Below are 1176 nucleotides of genomic sequence, written 5' to 3' on the forward strand. Positions count from 1 at the left end.
GAAAGGGTTGCAATAAACTGGTGGCTGCGACTGTTTAATAAAAACACAGCACTCTGCAAACACGAAAGTGGACGTATAGGGTGTGACGCCTGCCCGGTGCTGGAAGATTAAATGATGGGGTGCAAGCTCTTGATTGAAGTCCCAGTAAACGGCGGCCGTAACTATAACGGTCCTAAGGTAGCGAAATTCCTTGTCGGGTAAGTTCCGACCTGCACGAATGGCGTAACGATGGCCACACTGTCTCCTCCCGAGACTCAGCGAAGTTGAAATGTTTGTGATGATGCAATCTACCCGCGGCTAGACGGAAAGACCCCATGAACCTTTACTGTAGCTTTGCATTGGACTTTGAACCAATCTGTGTAGGATAGGTGGGAGGCTTTGAAGCGGGGACGCCAGTTCTCGTGGAGCCATCCTTGAAATACCACCCTGGTTTGTTTGAGGTTCTAACCTTGGTCCGTTATCCGGATCGGGGACAGTGCATGGTAGGCAGTTTGACTGGGGCGGTCTCCTCCTAAAGTGTAACGGAGGAGTTCGAAGGTACGCTAGGTACGGTCGGACATCGTGCTAATAGTGCAATGGCATAAGCGTGCTTAACTGCGAGACCGACAAGTCGAGCAGGTACGAAAGTAGGACATAGTGATCCGGTGGTTCTGTATGGAAGGGCCATCGCTCAACGGATAAAAGGTACTCTGGGGATAACAGGCTGATTCCTCCCAAGAGTTCATATCGACGGGGGAGTTTGGCACCTCGATGTCGGCTCATCACATCCTGGGGCTGTAGCCGGTCCCAAGGGTATGGCTGTTCGCCATTTAAAGTGGTACGTGAGCTGGGTTTAAAACGTCGTGAGACAGTTTGGTCCCTATCTGCCGTGGGCGTTGGAAATTTGAAGGGGGCTGCTCCTAGTACGAGAGGACCGGAGTGGACGAACCTCTGGTGTACCGGTTGTCACGCCAGTGGCATTGCCGGGTAGCTAAGTTCGGAAGAGATAACCGCTGAAAGCATCTAAGCGGGAAACTTGCCTTGAGATGAGATTTCCCGGAGCCTTGAGCTCCTTGAAGGGTCGTTCGAGACCAGGACGTTGATAGGCTGGGTGTGGAAGTGCAGTAATGCATTAAGCTAACCAGTACTAATTGCCCGTACGGCTTGTCCCTATAACCTTAGCAGGTATAGTTCAAT

1 rRNA gene is annotated in these 1176 nt (G+C 51.6%); it reads left to right on the plus strand.

From position 1 onward, the window contains the following. Positions 1-1151: ribosomal RNA gene (locus tag ACI48I_RS24130) — 23S ribosomal RNA — on the plus strand; the annotation flags it as partial. Between the last annotated feature and the right edge of the window lie 25 nt (positions 1152-1176).

The sequence above is a fragment of the Massilia sp. LXY-5 genome (assembly GCF_059801075.1).